Origin of the sequence: Aquirhabdus parva (assembly GCF_003351745.1) — a bacterium.
Taxonomy (GTDB): domain Bacteria; phylum Pseudomonadota; class Gammaproteobacteria; order Pseudomonadales; family Moraxellaceae; genus Aquirhabdus; species Aquirhabdus parva.
On the sequence record NZ_CP031222.1, the window covers coordinates 941,242 to 957,969 of the forward strand.

Annotated in this window: 13 protein-coding genes; 8 read left to right on the forward strand and 5 right to left on the reverse strand. The window is 45.0% G+C overall.

Annotated features, from left to right (window positions below; genetic code table 11):
- Positions 1-76 precede the first annotated feature (76 nt).
- Positions 77-922 (forward strand): putative RNA methyltransferase, encoded by an 846-nt coding sequence (locus tag HYN46_RS04165; RefSeq protein ID WP_114898232.1) that lies wholly within the window; start codon positions 77-79, stop codon positions 920-922.
- On the opposite strand, the gene HYN46_RS04170 is transcribed toward HYN46_RS04165, so the two are convergent.
- Together HYN46_RS04170 and HYN46_RS04175 are read right to left on the reverse strand one after the other, a co-directional pair.
- Complete coding sequence (locus HYN46_RS04170) at positions 908-1,513, reverse strand: HAD family hydrolase (RefSeq protein ID WP_114898233.1); 606 nt, start codon at positions 1,511-1,513, stop codon at positions 908-910. The two genes, HYN46_RS04165 and HYN46_RS04170, sit on opposite strands and share 15 nt — an antisense overlap.
- Positions 1,514-2,308, reverse strand: a complete 795-nt coding sequence (locus HYN46_RS04175; RefSeq protein WP_114900593.1) for a peptidoglycan DD-metalloendopeptidase family protein — start codon at positions 2,306-2,308, stop codon at positions 1,514-1,516.
- 284 nt (positions 2,309-2,592) lie between these two features.
- Here HYN46_RS04175 and HYN46_RS04180 point away from each other — a divergent pair, with 284 nt between their 5' ends.
- Positions 2,593-3,720 (forward strand): acyltransferase family protein, encoded by a 1,128-nt coding sequence (locus tag HYN46_RS04180; protein ID WP_228254882.1) that lies wholly within the window; start codon positions 2,593-2,595, stop codon positions 3,718-3,720.
- A gap of 46 nt (positions 3,721-3,766) precedes the next feature.
- Here HYN46_RS04180 and HYN46_RS04185 read toward each other — a convergent pair whose 3' ends face one another.
- Complete coding sequence (locus tag HYN46_RS04185; RefSeq protein ID WP_114898234.1) at positions 3,767-5,407, reverse strand: acetolactate synthase large subunit; 1,641 nt, start codon at positions 5,405-5,407, stop codon at positions 3,767-3,769.
- A 285-nt stretch (positions 5,408-5,692) separates the two neighbouring features.
- Here HYN46_RS04185 and HYN46_RS04190 point away from each other — a divergent pair, with 285 nt between their 5' ends.
- The 3 genes from HYN46_RS04190 to HYN46_RS04200 all read left to right on the forward strand — a co-directional run bounded on the left by HYN46_RS04190 (position 5,693) and on the right by HYN46_RS04200 (position 9,455).
- Complete coding sequence (locus HYN46_RS04190; protein WP_162818080.1) at positions 5,693-6,016, forward strand: TraR/DksA family transcriptional regulator; 324 nt, start codon at positions 5,693-5,695, stop codon at positions 6,014-6,016.
- A gap of 540 nt (positions 6,017-6,556) precedes the next feature.
- Positions 6,557-8,386, forward strand: a complete 1,830-nt coding sequence (locus HYN46_RS04195) for a M4 family metallopeptidase (RefSeq protein ID WP_114898236.1) — start codon at positions 6,557-6,559, stop codon at positions 8,384-8,386.
- Between the two features lie 196 nt (positions 8,387-8,582).
- On the forward strand, positions 8,583-9,455 hold the full coding sequence (locus tag HYN46_RS04200) for a 2OG-Fe(II) oxygenase (protein ID WP_114898237.1): 873 nt from the start codon (positions 8,583-8,585) through the stop codon (positions 9,453-9,455).
- A gap of 34 nt (positions 9,456-9,489) precedes the next feature.
- Here HYN46_RS04200 and metH read toward each other — a convergent pair whose 3' ends face one another.
- Positions 9,490-13,200: a methionine synthase gene (gene metH, locus HYN46_RS04205; protein WP_114900595.1), complete on the reverse strand. Its 3,711-nt coding sequence runs from the start codon at positions 13,198-13,200 to the stop codon at positions 9,490-9,492.
- A 381-nt stretch (positions 13,201-13,581) separates the two neighbouring features.
- Here metH and HYN46_RS04210 point away from each other — a divergent pair, with 381 nt between their 5' ends.
- Positions 13,582-15,129: an inorganic phosphate transporter gene (locus HYN46_RS04210; protein ID WP_407640787.1), complete on the forward strand. Its 1,548-nt coding sequence runs from the start codon at positions 13,582-13,584 to the stop codon at positions 15,127-15,129.
- Between the two features lie 51 nt (positions 15,130-15,180).
- Here HYN46_RS04210 and smpB read toward each other — a convergent pair whose 3' ends face one another.
- Positions 15,181-15,651 carry an SsrA-binding protein SmpB gene (smpB, locus tag HYN46_RS04215; RefSeq protein ID WP_407640769.1) on the reverse strand — a complete coding sequence of 157 codons (471 nt, stop codon included), beginning with the start codon at positions 15,649-15,651 and terminating at the stop codon, positions 15,181-15,183.
- A gap of 221 nt (positions 15,652-15,872) precedes the next feature.
- Here smpB and coaD point away from each other — a divergent pair, with 221 nt between their 5' ends.
- Together coaD and HYN46_RS04225 are read left to right on the forward strand one after the other, a co-directional pair.
- Positions 15,873-16,364 carry a pantetheine-phosphate adenylyltransferase gene (gene coaD / locus HYN46_RS04220; protein WP_114898240.1) on the forward strand — a complete coding sequence of 164 codons (492 nt, stop codon included), beginning with the start codon at positions 15,873-15,875 and terminating at the stop codon, positions 16,362-16,364.
- Between the two features lie 48 nt (positions 16,365-16,412).
- Positions 16,413-16,667: a YfhL family 4Fe-4S dicluster ferredoxin gene (locus HYN46_RS04225; protein WP_114898241.1), complete on the forward strand. Its 255-nt coding sequence runs from the start codon at positions 16,413-16,415 to the stop codon at positions 16,665-16,667.
- The last annotated feature ends 61 nt before the right edge of the window (positions 16,668-16,728 follow it).

Sequence of the window (16,728 nt, forward strand, 5' to 3'; positions counted from 1 at the left end):
TTAAGTTAAAATGCGGCTGTTTTCATTCTAATCGTGATGGTTAGCACTTCATTTTATTGCCCAAGATGAACCTTATATGCCGCAATTGATTTGTCCGTTATGTCATGAACCACTGCACGCGCCTGCGCACGATTCTGAAGCGGCTTCTTCAGGTCGATCATGGCAATGTGCCAATCACCATAACTTTGATGTGGCAAAGGAAGGTTATCTCAATCTGCACTTAGTTCAACATAAGAAAAGTCGTGATCCGGGGGATAATCCGGATATGGTCAAAGCACGTCGCGCGTTCTTGCAGGCAAACTATTATCAACCACTTCGTGATGCTGTTGCTGACTTACTCAGTCCGCTTCATGCGGAGTCACTGTTAGATATAGGCTGCGGGGAGGGTTATTACACCAGTCATTTTCGCCTGTTTATAGATGATGTGATTGGTTTGGATATTGCGAAAACAGCGATTCAACTGGCGGCCAAGAAGTTTAAAAATATTACTTGGCTGGTCGGCAGTGGTGCCATGTTACCGCTGGCGGATCGCTCCGTGGATATTGCCAGTAGCATGTTTAGCCCCTTGCCGGTTGCAGAGATGGCTCGTGTGCTAAAGCCTGAAGGGTTTGTTCTGGTAGTGACGCCAGCGCCAACGCATTTATGGACGATGCGTCAGGGGTTGTTCGATGAGGTGCTTGCTCATGAACCCGATAAATTTTTGCTCGGATTCGAAGAGCAATTTACCTTATATAGTCGCAGCGAAGTATCTTTTCCACTGCGACTTCCCAATCAAGCCCTCAAAGATTTACTCTTGATGACGCCTTACGTCTGGAAAGCCAAGCCTGAGAAACGTGCAGCATTGGAGTTACGGGGTGAGTTTGAGACAGAAGCGGCTTTTAATCTCATGCTATTCCAGAAAAAAAGCTTAAATAAATGCTGAGAGTGCTTGGCGCACATCATTTGGATTTTGAACCAACACGGTTTGCAACCCCGCACGCTTAGCGCCATTGACGTTTTCTGCGAGATCGTCAAAAAAAAGAATCTCATGTACGGGCACATCAATGGATTGTGCAATGAATTCGAACGCAGCTTGTTCAGGTTTACGCATACCGATTCGTGATGACAGGAAGACGTGATCAAACGTGTTTAGTACGTCTGAGTAGTCCCTATCCAGAAGAGTGATGTGCGTTTCGTTGGTATTCGAAAATGCAAAGCATGGGAGCTTTTGACGAGCTTGCTGCACCACTGCTAACGTTTCACTGATCTGCCCTCTGATAATCGCATTCCAACCTTGTTTAATTTGATCATCACTGCCTGTCAATTGAAGCTGCTTGCGTAAACGCTCAAAATACGTGGGTTCACCAATCTCACCACGTTCGAAATGCTGAAAGACCTCGTCAAATTGAAAGCGGTCTTGCATGTTTTCTAAGCTAAGCGGGGAGAGTGCGCTCCAATGCTGAAACGCACTGACAAAGCTGATGTCGATGACGACACCGCCGAGATCGAAAAGTAGGGCTTTAACCGTGCTCATTTAATTTGGCTTTTCAGATGCTGGAATGACCAAGAGCGGGTCTACGCGTGCATTATTCATGCTAATACTCCAGTGCAAATGTGGGCCCGTCGCACGTCCTGTTTTACCGACCAAGCCGATAGCATCCCCTTGGGCTACGGTTTGTCCAATCTTCACATCGATTCGACTGAGATGACACAGCATGGAGATAATCCCTTGACCGTGGTCGATCATCACGGTTTGACCATTAAAGAAATAGTCCCCGGTTTGCACAACAACACCGCTTGCAGGCGCATGCGCGACAGTGCCGAATGCTGCAGCAATATCTAAGCCCGCATGTGGTGCTCGAGGTTCATTATTGAAGAACCGTTTAAAACCAAATGGACTTGAAAAACGGGCATGTGCAGGGAGTACAAAGCTTGGAAAGCTATTGCCTTGTGGGGTTGTAAAAGATTGATAAATCGTATTTTGCTCGACGGCTTCGCGGTGATAACGTGCCAGTTCATCAGGGTCTGGTGTCACTTTGCTTTGGTCTTTAATTGTTAGACGCTGTTCGGGGTAAGCATAGTCGGCAACGTTAAAATCAAAATTGCCTTGATCGGTCTTTAGCGTATGCGTGCCTGTTGTCGCCGTGATGGGAATACCAACGACGGCATAGTTCTTATTATTATCAGCGACTAAAGCAACAGGTTGATCATCCAGTGTTGCCGATTTGGTCGTTGGGCTCACTTCGATCACTGCGATCCCGCCCGCTCGTCGTGAATCTTGTGGCAAGGCTGCATGAGTCGCCATCGAGAATAGACTGAAGGTCGCCATCAGAAAGGCCGCACGGGGGAAGGCAGAGAATGTATAGCGCACGGCAAGAACTCCGAAAAGGGATAAACGAATATGCTGCAATGATAAGGGAAAATATTTATAAAATTCTTCAAAACATTAAAACAATACAAATTCTCCATCATTCAGCCGATTTCCATTTACGATGGATGATTGCAAGCGCGAGGCGTTTGTAACTGCTGCTTTATATTAAGATTAGATCATATATTCTGAATGTCATATAATGCCTACAGATTAATGACGATTTTTTAAGAAAGCATATTTTAATGACCATGATTAAAGAAAAAATTGAATCAGCTGAAGCAATTAGAGGAGTGGCGTGTCTGTTCGTAATTTTCTCGCACTTATCCCTCAGCTTTTTTCCATCCCTGCATTATTTCTTTAATGAGCCAACCCCCACACAATCCATTGAGCTTTGGATCCATAATTCGCCATTTGCCTTTTGGTATTCGGGGACGGCAGCGGTTTATATTTTCTTTGTGCTGAGTGGCTTTGTGCTGACCTATTCCATCGTGAATAGCAAAGATCCTATCCAAAAAATCAAAGCGATGAGTCTAAAACGCTATCCACGTTTAATGATCCCCGCTTTTGTGTCCTGTATTTTACTCTGGGCTGCCTATACATTTTTTGATCCTGATTCGACTGGTATGACCAGTTGGGCTTCTGAGATAGGTAATGTTACTTATCCTTCTTTACAGCATGCGCTCTATGAAGGGAGTATCGGTTCTTTCCTGTTTGGTAATAGTGAATACAATTGGGTGCTCTGGACCATGAAGATTGAGTTCTTCGGGTCATTCGGATTGTTCTTTTTGCTGTATATGATGGAAAAGAAGAAGGTGTTGTACTGGCTCATTCCCATTGCGACGATCGCCCTGTGTTTTAAAGTGGATTATCTGGGATATGCTGCTTTTTTAATTGGATCACTTTTTTATCTCAATAAGAAAAAAATTCCTAATCTAGTCGCTGCCGCATGCCTTATTTTGGGCTTATATTTTGCGGGTGTGCATAACGACAGCACATCGTATCAGTGGTTTTACAATTTACTCGACGATCATACCTATGAAATTCTGAATTTTTTATCAGGACCTTTTATTGTGATCTCAATTTTGGGTAACCAGAAACTGTCAGAAATGATCACGAATCAGTTAACGATTTATCTGGGCAAACTGTCTTTTTCTGCTTACTTGAGTCATTTACTGATTCTGTATGTCGTGGGGATTCCTTTATTCGGTTATCTGACTTCTTTAGAGATTAGTTATACACTTGCGGCACTCATGAGCTGTATTTCCGTACTATTGGTCACGATTGGTTTTTCAGAAATTTACTTTCGACTCGTCGATAAAACCGCAATTAAAGTCTCTTCAAAAATTGCCAATTTATTTACGAAAGCCTAGATCGAAAAAGTCTGCAAATTTGCAGGCTTTTTTATTCTTTACGGTATCAAATCTGCGCACTCAAGGTCTGAATCTCATTGTTTAAGACACGGTCATTGTCAGAGTAGTCAATCGGCAGATCAATGACATGTACGCCAGGTGTCGCTAGACAGTGTTGAATACAGGGTGTTAGTTGATCTGCAGCTTCAATACGATGTCCAATTGCACCGTAGCTATTAGCATATGCCACGAAGTCTGGATTGCTTAAATCCATGCCAAAGTTAGGAAAGTGCATGTGAGCCTGTTTCCACTGAATCATGCCAAAAGCATTATCGCGAACGATCAGCACAACCAAGTGCAGTCCCAGCCTGACAGCAGTCTCAAGCTCTTGCGAGTTCATCATAAAGCCACCATCACCACAAATCGCCAGAACCTGACGCTCAGGATGCACAATCTTGGCCGCAATGGCAGAAGGCAATCCCGCGCCCATGGTCGCTAAGGCGTTATCCAGTAGCATGGTGTTGGGTAAGTGGGTGCGATAGTAACGCGCGAACCAGATCTTATACATGCCATTATCCAGACATAAAATACTGTCTTTCGCCATACTGCGATAAACATCAGCGACAACGCGTACCGGATACATTGGAAAACGTGGATCATCTGCGCCTAGACTTAAGTGTGCTTCAAGATGTTCTTTCACCATCAGGAAATAGCTAAAGTCCCAATGCGGTTGTGGGGTAATGAGTTCATTGATGCGCCAGATCGTATGAGGTACATCGCCAATGACCTCAATTTGAGGAAAATAAACTGCATCAACTTCAGCACTCGAAAAGTTGATATGAATCACGGTGCGTCCATGGGGGCGCATAAAGAAAGGGGGTTTCTCAATCACATCGTGGCCAACATTGATGATCAGATCGGCATGCTCAATCGCGCGGTGAACAAAGTCACCATCAGACAGCGTTGCATTACCGAGCCATAAAGGGTGAGATTCATCAATCACCCCTTTGCCCATTTGTGTGGTGAAGAAGGGGATACATATCTTATCCACGAACTCACGCAAGACGCGGCACGTGCGCTTGCGATTAGCACCTGCACCGATCATGAGCAGAGGACTCTTAGCCGCTTTGATGGCATCGACCGCCCATTGGATCGACTTGTCATCAGCAATCGGGCGGCGATGGCGACTGGCAGGAATTGGCAGCATATCCGTCTCTTCAATCGCAATATCTTCAGGTAACTCCAAATGCACCGCACCCGGTCGCTCTTCTTCAGCCAGACGGAAGGCTTCGCGTACGTGTGCTGAGATATTGTCGGCAGAGACGATTTGTTTGGTATATTTGGTGAGTGGTCGCATCATGTCGACCACATCGACAATTTGAAAGTGTCCTTGCTTACTGGTCTTAATCGGCTTTTGACCGGTAATCATCAGCATCGGCATACCACCCAGTTGTGCATAAGCCGCACCTGTCACCAGATTCGTTGCTCCGGGGCCCAGTGTGGAGAGACAGACCCCTGTTTTTCCCGTTAAGCGTCCAATCGTTGCTGCCATAAATGCTGCAGATTGTTCATGACGGGTTAAAACCAGTTTGATGGTTGATGAACGCAATGATTCCAGAAAGTCGAGGTTTTCTTCACCGGGAATCCCAAAGACATAATGAATGCCTTCAGCTTCAAGGGCTTTAACAAATAAATCAGATGCTTTCATGAAAATAGATCCTGCGTGGAGCGGTAATCAAGTCGATGAAAAGACTCAAGGCGATGGGGCGGTTGTAAATATTGAAGTGTAATCAAGTCTATGAAAGTGGACTCTATCCTGTCTATGATTATCGATGGCGAATTCTGTATCAGAACGAGATTACAGCAGCTCCTGAATCTGCTTAATTCTTAAAGGAAAAAATCTCTGACAGATCAAAAATGATTTGCTCCATCATCCGAATCATGCTATTCATCCATGACAACAGTCAGAACAAAATCAGAACAAGGAATGATGATGAGTACTACAACGATTCGCGCACATTTGGTTGAATTAAAAAAAGAGTTGGAAGGTCGTCTAGCAAGAATTGCCGCTGAGCGAGAGGAGCGAAATGCGCCTGATAATGATCAATGGAGTGACCAAGCCAGTTTGCATGGGCGTGATGATGAGCAATTTGCTGTGCAGTTGGCTGCATCAAATGAGCTCATTCAAGTCAATGATGCCTTGTCACGTTTAGATACGGGGCATTATGGATTCTGTACAGTTTGTGGGGAACCGATCGAGGCTGAGCGCTTAGAAGTATTGCCGTATGCGGTACGGTGTAAAGTGCATGCGGTTTGATTCACACCCATCTAAATTTTTTTCTAAGGTTTAATTTTCAGCATATTTTTATGCGCAGGATATGCTGTTTTTATCTAATATTTAAATTGTGATATCTCATCAGAATTCAATATTCTGGCCTTCTTGGTTTTAAGCATATATTAACTTCATTAGCTACTCATAATAAGATACATTATAACATTCAACATTTATCTAAAAATAAAATTTTACCAATTGGTATGCTATTTGCATTTCACTTTTGTCTTTATTTCACTAAGAATTCAAGAGATTCAATCGAATTTGTTATTTCTCTATGAAATTTTTAAGGAAATATTTGACAAATATCAAAGCAAATAAATTAAATTAAATTTTTAATTTTATTAATGATTTATTTTGTTTAGGTGCTGAGATAAGGGTCGGTAGAGTTACTGGTATGTACCCCATATTTAGCAATACATCGATCATGTAAGTTTTATCAAAACTTTCCAACCGGTCATTTTTGGTGAACGTCTACCAACAGTTTGCTGATTATGTGCTGGAAAATTATTAAATGGAGTCATTATGAAATTTCGCATTAAAGTGCTTTCGGCTGCAGTTATGATATTGGCAGCTCACCATGCAACAGCAGGCGACACAAAGAACCATGCCGCAATTGACCGGGCCTTGGGATTAATTCAACAAAATAGCGGTGCTTTTAAATTGGCTGCTGGTTCATCAACTGTAAGCACTTCTGCAAGAGCATCGGGTGCAACCGCACCGAGTAGTGCAGCGACTGGTGATCAATTTCAAGCCAAAGATGTAATCGTAGATCGTGACGGGACCGAACATGTGCGTTTTACACGGACTTATAATGGATTACCGGTGATTGGTGGAGATACGGTAGTTCATTCCTATCATGGGCAATTAAAGCAAGCGAGTTTGTCTCAAAACAGTGCAATTAATTTGACACAAAGTGCTGCCGGTAGTGCAGCTGGTGGGGTACCTAACGCTCATATAACGGCTGCCAGCGCAGCATCAATTGCAAATAGTAATTTTGGCGGAACCGTCAAGGAAACTGTTGCACCAAAATTGGTAGTTTTTGCACGAAATACTAAACCGATTCTTGCTTATGAAGTATTGGTAACTGGTCAAGTAGAAGGGTTGACTAAAAATTTGACACCCTCAGCACGTAAGCAACTTAAATCATCATTATTCTATATTTCTGCAGACACTGGTGCAGTCTTAGATCGTGAGGAAAAGATTCAGCCAGTCGCCGCGACAGGAACTGGTAAAACGCTGTATCTGGGTACAGTGACGTTAACAACTGATTTGACGAGTGGCAAATATAGTTTAAAAGATCCATCCCGTGGTAATGGTGAAGTTCGTGATGCGAACAATGCGCCAGAGCCCTATTACACTTCAGATTTCGCGACGATCGCCAGCGGTTCAACAGCATTCACTAATACGACTAATATATTTGGGGATGGTACTGCTACAAATCGTAGTACTGCTGCTGCTGATATTGCTTATGGATTAGCAAAAACGTGGGATTTTTATAAAAATACTCAAGGTCGGAATGGCATTTTTAATGATGGCAAGGGAGTTGTGAGTTATGCACACCTTGATCAAGGATATGACAATGCATTTTGGAGCGATTATTCAAAGAGTATGTATTACGGCGATGGGAGTGGTGGTACGACAGGTTTCAAACCAGTAGTTGCCTTAGATGTTGCTGGGCATGAGATGACACATGGCGTGACTTCAGCAACTTCGGCTTTGGCTTATAATCATAAGGATTCAGGAGGGTTAAATGAAGGTGCATCAGACATCATGGGAACCTCTGTTGAGTTTTATGGTGCGACATCCTCCCATCCCGGTAATTATTTAATAGGTGAAGATGTTGAGGTCGACCCAAAGAATGGGACCAATGCATTGCGATGGATGTTTAAGCCGAGCCTTGATAAGGAGACAACCGTACGAACATTTACTGATGGTACAAAAGGTTCCTTTGGGTCTTTTGACTGTTTGCCAGCTGGTGGATTTGCTACGGGTGAGAAGTTCTGGCGTGCATCCTCAGGAACACTCTATGGTAATTATGATCCACACTATACTTCAGGTGTAGCCAATCACTTTTTCTATCTCCTTTCAGAAGGTGCTGTTGTTCCAACAGGGTTCACAAGCACACTTACACCAAGCAGTTTAGTCTGTAATGGCAATACGGCTTTGACGGCAATAGGCCATGATAAAGCAGCTAAAATCTGGTATAAAGCGTTGACTCAATATTTCACATCAGGCACCACATATGCGCAAGCGCGTGCTGCAACATTGACCGCTGCAACGGATTTATACGGTGCTGCATCGACTGAATATAAAGCGGTAGCGGCAGCGTGGAGTGCTGTGTCCGTGAATTGATAAAATTTGTGGTGAGAATAAAAAGCCAGCTTGATCTAAGCTGGCTTTTTTTATTTCATCATTGATCAGCGAAAGATTGAGCAGTGAGTATTCCTTTTATTCACTTTTACGAAGAGAATAGTGATGCAACAAACGTATCACATGATAAATTGATATGGTTTAGCCGTTATTACCGAACACATAGAAGGTGATCAATATGGGAAGTGCGGATCAAGCTTGGGTCGATCAACTGCCCATTGAGTGGCAGCATTGGTTGATTGAAAATCTAGAGCGGGGCTGTGATCCTGGGGAGATCGGTCGTATCCTGCATGAAAACGGTTTCAAATTTACCGATAACGGATTATCAACTCGAGGCGCCACAGATAAAAAAACTCCAGATTCAAATCAAAAAAAACAAGATTTCAACTTGGATCATCTGGCATCGGGAAACAATTTCATAGACGCTCAAGGTCAGGTGATTCGCTTGCTCGGACACTTTGAAAATCCAGCGATATTTTATTTTGAAGACATGCTCAGTCCTCAGGAGTGCGATGAGTTGATCCATTTATCAGAGCAAGAGGGTAAGCTTGCGCGTTCTACCGTTGTTGATAACAAGGATGGCTCCTTGCAGCTTGATCAGCGCAGAAGCAGCGATTCGACTTTCTTTAACCGCGGTGAAAATCCTTTGGTGAGCAAAATCGAGCAGCGTATTGGGGCACTTGTGAACTGGCCTGTAACCCACGGCGAAGGCTTGCAAGTCTTACGCTATCAGCATGGCGGTGAATATCGCCCACACTTCGACTTCTTTGATCCGAAGTACGAGGGCAGTGCAAAGCATTTGGCTATCGGAGGGCAGCGGGTGGCGAGCTTTATTCTTTACTTGTCCGATATCGCTGCTGGCGGAGGGACCCGTTTTCCGAATATTGGTCTGGAGTTCCGACCTAAAAAAGGCGCAGGCCTTTTATTTGCAAATACCGATCAGCATGGCAAACCACATAGCAATAGTCTGCATGCAGGCATGCCTGTGATTGAAGGGATTAAATATATTGCGACTAAATGGCTGCGTGAGCGTCAGTACGGAAAGTCCTGACACTCAACCCATTGGGTGCGCGCATAATGCGCGTTTAGTTGGCCTCATAATCCAGATTGGGTCCTAACCAGCGTTCGGTCTTGGCAACGGTCCATTCCTTACGGGCGGCATAGGACTCAATCTGATCTTTGCCCAGCTTACCGACATTGAAGTAGTCACTTTCAGGATGTGAATAGTAGAAACCACTCACGGATGATGGCGGCCACATTGCATAGTTTTCAGTGAGTTCCGTACCGATTTGCGCAGTACTATCTAGCCAATTAAAGAGAGTGGCTTTCTCAGAGTGTTCCGGACAAGCCGGGTAGCCCGGTGCGGGGCGGATGCCTTGGTATTTTTCTTTGATCAGGGCATCATTATCCAACTGCTCATCCGGTGCATAGCCCCAATAGTCTTTACGAACCCGCTCATGCAGATGTTCAGCAAACGCTTCAGCTAAACGGTCTGCAAGGGATTGAACAAGGATCGCCGAGAAGTCATCGCCTTTGGCACGATATTCAATTGCCATTTCCTCGGCACCAAAAATCGATACAGTGAAGCCACCGAGATAGTCTTCGACCGCTGTTGCTTTAGGGGCAATATAGTCCGCGAGTGAAAAATTCGGTTGCTTCGATGCTTTATCACTTTGCTGGCGCAAATGGTGGAAGGTATGGGTAACCGTCTGACGTGATTCATCACTATAGACTTCAAGGTCATCTGCGCCACTGCGACTGGCGGGCTGCAGGCGGAATACCGCTTTTGCAGTGACGAGTTTTTTGTCGACCAAGTCCTTGAGCATGGTCTGCGCGTTATCAAACAGATCACGCGCAGCTTCACCGACAACGTCATCTTCTAGGATAGCAGGGAATTTGCCTGCTAAACTCCATGAAATAAAGAACGGCGTCCAGTCAATATAAGGTATCAACTGATCCAGTGGATATTCGTCGATCACCGTCATTCCCAGTTTATTGGGTTTAGGGGGGTGATAGCTTTCCCAGTCTAGCTTTAAGCCGTGTTCAATGGCTTGCGCGTAGGTCAACTTCGGTGCTTTAGGCTGTTTATTGGCAATGCGAATACGGACTTCTTCATATTCCGCACGGCGTTCTGCGACAAAAGCGGGCTTCATTTCTGGAGAGAGCAGGGTAGTCGCTACACCCACTGCACGCGATGCGTCGGCAACATAAACCACAGCATCATTTTGATATTGTTGATCGATTTTAACGGCGGTATGTGCTTTAGAGGTCGTTGCTCCACCAATCAACAGAGGGATTTTAAAGCCCTGACGTTGCATTTCCTTGGCGACAAAGACCATTTCATCGAGGCTCGGTGTAATGAGACCTGATAAGCCGATAATATCGACTTTTTCATCAATCGCTGCTTTTAGAATCTTTTCCGCAGAGACCATGACGCCAAGATCAACGATGTCGTAACCGTTACAGCCAAGTACCACCCCAACGATATTTTTGCCAATGTCATGGACATCACCTTTAACGGTAGCCATCAGGATTTTACCCTTGCTGGAACCGACTACTTTTTCAGCTTCGATATAAGGATTTAACCATGCCACGGCTTGTTTCATGACGCGTGCTGATTTGACCACTTGGGGTAGAAACATTTTGCCCTCGCCAAACAGGTCTCCAACCACGTTCATTCCGGCCATCAGTGCGCCTTCGATGACATCCAATGGACGTTTGGCTTCTAGACGCGCTTCTTCAGTATCTTGATCAATAAATGCGGTAATGCCTTTGACCAAAGCATACTCCAGACGTTTACTGACAGGTTGGTCTCGCCATTCAAGATTTTCGGCAGCACGCACAGCGCCCCCTTCGCCGCGAAATTTTTCCGCGATTTCCAGCAGGCGATCAGTACCATCTTCTCGTCTATTTAAGATGACATCTTCAACACAGTCTTTCAGCTCTTTCGGAATGTCGTCATAAATCGCGAGCTGACCCGCATTGACGATCCCCATCGTCATGCCTTGTTTAATGGCGTAATACAAAAACACAGCATGAATGGCTTCACGTACGGGCTCATTGCCACGGAACGAGAAGGAGACGTTCGAAACTCCGCCAGAGATCATGGCATGGGGGAGATTCTGTTTGATCCAGCCTGTTGCTTCAATAAAATCGACAGCATAGTTGTTATGTTCTTCGATACCCGTTGCAACTGCGAAGACGTTAGGGTCAAAAATGATGTCTTCGGCAGGGAAGCCAACTTCATCTACGAGAACACGGTATGAGCGCTCACAAATTTCACGCTTACGTACAGCGGTGTCGGCTTGACCCACTTCATCAAAAGCCATGACGATAATCGCTGCACCATATTTACGGCAAAGCTTAGCCTTGGTGACAAACTCTTCATGACCTTCTTTAAGGCTGATTGAGTTTACTACAGGCTTCCCTTGTACACATTTGAGACCTGCCTCAATGATTTCCCATTTCGATGAGTCAATCATGATTGGTACGCGGGAAATGTCAGGCTCGGAGGCAATCATATTCAAGAAGGTAACCATCGCACCTTCTGAATCAAGCATCCCTTCATCCATGTTGATATCAATGATCTGCGCGCCGCCCTGAACTTGATCCAGCGCGACTGCCAGTGCTTCGGTGTAATTTTGTTCACGGATTAAACGTGCAAACTTTTTCGAACCGGTAACATTGGTCCGCTCACCGACGTTTACAAACAATGAATCTTTGGTGATGTTGAAAGGTTCCAGTCCAGATAAGCGACACGCAGGTTCGATTTCGGGGATCTGGCGTGGCGCATAATCTTTAACGGCCTGATAGATTGCGGCAATATGATCCGGTGTCGTGCCACAGCAACCTCCCGTAATATTGATCAAGCCACTTTCTGCAAATTCACGGATAAACTCTGCGGTTTGTTCTGGTGTTTCATCGTACTCACCAAAAGCATTAGGTAGACCCGCATTTGGATGCGCAGAGACAAAAATATCAGCCTTATCGCCAATCGTTTTAACATGCGGGCGCATAGCATCGGCACCGAGCGCACAGTTAAAACCGATCGACAGCAAGTCTGCATGTCGCACCGAGTTCCAAAACGCTTCCGCCGTTTGACCAGACAGCGTTCGACCTGATGCATCGGTAATCGTGCCTGAAATCATCAGGGGCAGTTCGTAGCCGATTTGCTCAAAGACGGTTTTGACCGCAAAAATTGCGGCTTTACAGTTCAACGTATCAAAGACGGTCTCGATCAGAATGATGTGTGCACCACCTTCGATCAGTGCAAGAGTGGCTTGTACATAGTTTTCAACGAGTTCATCGAAAGTCACATTACGAAATGCAGGATTATTGACATCTGGGCTGATCGAGCAGGTGCGCGATGTTGGCCCAAGGACACCCGCGACAAAGCGGGGTTTATCAGGATTTTTTGCGGTGAACTCGTCACAGACTTGACGGGCAAGTCGAGCCGCAGTGGTGTTAATCTCACTGACAAGGTGTTCCATATGGTAATCAGCCATAGACACCTGAGTACCATTGAAGGTATTGGTCTCGATAATGTCTGCACCAGCTTCCAAATACTGAGCATGGATGCCTTGAATAATATGAGGCTGCGTTAACACCAGTAGATCGTTGTTGCCCTTCACATCATGTTCAAAGTCAGCGAAACGCTCTCCTCGATAGTCTTCTTCTTCGAGTTTGTGGCGTTGAATCATGGTCCCCATCGCGCCATCGATAATGAGAATTCTTTGTTTCAGTAGCTCTTGAAGCTGTTTTTTTAGATTTTGAGCTGCGATTGCGGGTGTAGACATTTTTACAAAGAACTCCGAAAACCAAGAATAAAGCAACGTCACTGCGACTTTAATAAACCCATCATTCAATCTGCACGATCATCCATTAGATATGGAGTGCGTATACATGGAACACAACAAAAAGCTGCGTATTCTAACAGGTAATTACATCACGTGAATGCTAGGTGTGGCAGGATAGAGCAAGATTAGGTTAGGGCAGTGAGCCCCTTCGTCTACAAATCGCTATGCCATAAAACAAGAATGTCATAATACTGTCATATTCAGGATCGAAAATGCCAACCAATAAATTATATTGCTCAAGGTCTAGCCATGAACACGATTTCATCAGCGGCACCTGTCACAGAAGCAACTCCTCCAGTGGTTGATAAAGCCAATGCCAAAATGCCTTCATGGTTTAAGCCACTGTTTTTTGGTTTAATCGTTTTTGCATTGATCTATATTGGGACTCAATTAGCGACTGATTTATCCCATGTTCCGCAGCTTACGATTTTCTCTTTTGCAATGTTGGGTGCAGCATTAACGATTGCTCTCGGCTTTGAGTTCGTGAATGGTTTTCATGATACGGCTAATGCGGTCGCTACGGTTATTTACACCAATGCATTGCCTGCATCCGTCGCTGTCGTCTGGTCTGGTCTGTTCAACTTTCTTGGCGTGTTAATGGCAAGCGGAGCCGTTGCATACGGGATCCTTGCTTTATTGCCCGTCGAACTGATTTTGAATGTCAGTAGTGGTGCGGGTTTTGCGATGGTTTTTGCGTTGTTACTCGCAGCGATCATTTGGAACTTAGGGACTTGGTACCTCGGTATCCCAGCTTCAAGTTCACATACCATGGTGGGTTCAATCATCGGTGTAGGATTGATGAATCAGTTTTTGCATTCGGCAACGGATGGTGCTAGTGGTGTTGATGTCGAGCAAGTGATCAAAGTGGGTAAGGCATTACTTTTTTCACCACTGATTGGTTTTGGTTTTGCTGCGATTGTTTTCTTGCTTGTAAAATTTGTTTTTAAGCGTCGTTTAGAGTTGTTTCAACCTCCTGTTGGCAATGAGCCACCACCGTTTGTGATTCGTGCGTTGTTAATTTTCACCTGCACAGGTGTAAGCTTTGCCCATGGTTCAAACGATGGGCAAAAGGGAATGGGCTTGATCATGCTCATCCTAATCGGAATTGTGCCGCTGGCTTATTCATTGAATAAAACGATGGATAGTACTCAAGTACAGTCATTTGCGGCTTTGTCTGAGAAGACTGCACGTATTTTGGCACCGTCTCAACCTACTATTACCGATACCCAAGCGCGAGCAACACTGACGCGTTATATCCAAGATCGCCAAGTTAATCCACAAGTCGTTCCCTCGGTTGCAGTTCTATCGAACCATCTTGGCGATGCCGTTGCAAGCTACGGCAGTATGGACAAAGTTCCTGAATCAGCGACAGCTAACTTGCGTAATGACATGTATTTGAGTAGTGCGACGTTGAAGCGTTTGGATAAAGATAAAGCCATGCCAACGCTAAATGCCGCACAAACAGCAACCGTGGTCGATTATCGTAAAAATCTCGATAAAGCCACACAGTACATCCCAACATGGGTCAAGGTTGCTGTTGCACTCGCTCTTGGACTTGGTACGATGGTCGGCTGGAGACGGATTGTAGTGACCGTTGGAGAAAAAATTGGTAAGTCACACATGACTTATGGTCAAGGGATGTCGGCTGAGCTTGTCGCTATGACGACTATTCTGGCTGCCGACGGTGTGGGTGTTCCTGTGAGTACGACACATGTCTTGAATAGTGCGGTTGCAGGAACCATGACGGCCAATAAATCAGGCTTACAATGGAGCACTGTGCGTAGCATCTTGTCCGCATGGGTATTGACGTTGCCTGCTGCGATGGCGCTATCAGGTGGCTTGTACTGGTTGTTCTTACGGTTCGTATAATTTCTTATTGGTTTAATAAAAAAGCCTAGCAATTGCTAGGCTTTTTTATTATCAATGACTCTTTCTAAACACCCGCTGTTTCTCACGATTCCAATCGCGGTCTTTTTCAGTCGCACGTTTGTCATGTAGCGCTTTACCTTTCACCAGCGCAATCTCACACTTTACATACTGGCCTTTCCAGAAGCTGGCGAGCGGTACACAGGTATAACCCTTTTGATTGACCGCAGCCATGAGCTTATCAATCTGACGACGTGACATGAGCAGTTTTCGGGTACGGGTCGCTTCAGGGTCGATATGTGTTGAAGCAGACCACAGCGGGGTAATCTGAGCATTGAATAAAAAGGCTTCATTATCGCGAAAAATCACATAGCTTTCCGAGATCGTCATTTTACCGGCGCGAATCGCTTTGACTTCCCAGCCTTGCAAGACCAAGCCCGCTTCAACTTTATCTTCAATGAAGAAATCATGACGCGCCTTGCGGTTTTGGGCGATTGTACCGCCCGATGTTTTATCTTTACTCATGGTTTTTCTGTAAATCTTCTCTGAATGCTACTCAATATGTCTATATTGGATGTTAAATCATAAATAGTGCGACATTGTGCCGGAAGTTCTGCGATAGCGTTGCATTTTTTGGTAAAAATTTAGCTACAAGATGTGATTAATCGGCTATTTAATCACGTTAGTCATTTACTGTACTCAGTTTCTTGCTAACATGTTCGCATTCTAACGTATTGCAGAGTCTCATGATGACCCGTGTTATTTATCCTGGAACTTTTGACCCAATTACCAATGGACATGCCGATTTAATCGAACGCGCTTCACGCATGTTTGATGAAGTCGTTGTGGCGATTGCTGCGGGTCATCATAAAAGCCCTGTATTCGATCTGAGTGAGCGTGTCGCACTGGTCCATAGTGCGATTGATCACTTGCCTAATGTCAAAGTCATTGGTTTTAGTGGGTTGTTAGTCAACTTATTTCAAGACCAAAGTGCGACAGCCGTGTTGCGCGGATTGCGCGCTGTATCTGACTTTGAGTACGAGTTCCAATTGGCGAATATGAACCGCCAGCTTGATGCACATTTTGAAACCGTTTTTCTGACGCCCTCTGAGCATTTATCTTTTATTTCATCCACATTAGTTCGTGAGATTGCCCGTTTAGGGGGGGATGTAGCGAAGTTTGTGCCTGTTGCGGTGAATGCGGCTTTCGCTGAAAAACGGGCGAATGGTTGGGCGTAAAAGGGCTTATAATGAGCCATGCTATCTTAAGCAGGTCTATTGTTCCTTATGTCGTTAAAAATCACTGTCGAATGCATTAACTGTGACGTATGTGAGCCCGTGTGCCCTAATCAAGCGATTTATATGGGCTCTGAGATCTATGAAATAGATCCTGATCTCTGCACCGAGTGTGTCGGGCATTTTGATGTGCCGCAGTGTCAGCTGTTTTGCCCGGTCGATTGTATTCCCCTAGATCCTGATCATGCTGAGACTCAAGATGAGCTCATGGCGAAATCACTGCGACTCAAAGCGCTGGCATCTTAAGCCTAAGCACGAATTTTCGGTGCTTTAACGTCTATATTCATATTCCGAAAAAAATAAATGC